Genomic DNA, 682 nt, shown 5'->3' with positions numbered 1-682 from the left:
TAGCTGTCACCGCTTTTCCAAATCAACCTCTCATTGCTTTGACTCTGGTCATCGGGCCTTTGATTGAATTGCCTATACTTGCCATTGTGTCCCAAGTACTGCTTTTCACAAAAATGAGTGGAAAGTGAAAGGGAACTACCATATGACTTGGGTGAACTTTATTAAAAACGATCGGTTATGGTACTATTGTTATTTACTTTATTATAATACTTTAAAGAAATATTCAATATAAATTAGTGTATAGTTTTTAAGTTATATCATGAATAGATTGTCCTGTTAATTCCCATTTTTTATCTGATACATGTTTAACAAACCTTGTATCATGTGATGTAAACAAAATGATTCCAGGATATTTATTCATAAACATTTCTAATGCTTCTAATGTTTTAATATCTAAAAAATTAGTTGGTTCATCCAAAATTAACATATTCGCTTTCGTTGAAAATAATACTGCTAACGATAATTTCGTTCTTTCCCCACCACTCAAAACATTACAAGAACGCTCAAGTGCTTCATTTAAACCCAAGTTATTTAAAATAGCTCTACTGAATGATTCTGATGAATCCGTTTCATCCATTAAATATTGCAATAATGAAACGTCACGCATGTCTTCATAAGCAAGTTGACGATAGTATGCCATTTGCACTTTAGGAGAACAATCAATTCCCTCTATTTTGTGGTA

General features: G+C 31.8%; 1 protein-coding gene. It reads right to left on the bottom strand.

All coding sequences use genetic code 11. From position 1 onward, the window contains the following. Nucleotides 1–247: 247 nt before the first annotated feature. Nucleotides 248–682: ATP-binding cassette domain-containing protein (locus IEZ21_RS46950; RefSeq protein ID WP_189327921.1), on the bottom strand; the 435-nt coding region annotated here is incomplete at its 5' end.

The sequence above is a fragment of the Streptomyces flaveus genome (assembly GCF_014647675.1).
Classification (GTDB): Bacteria; Actinomycetota; Actinomycetes; order Streptomycetales; family Streptomycetaceae; genus Streptomyces; species Streptomyces flaveus.
Note: the sequence above shows the minus strand (reverse complement) of the source record. Positions and strands in the feature narration are given on the sequence as shown.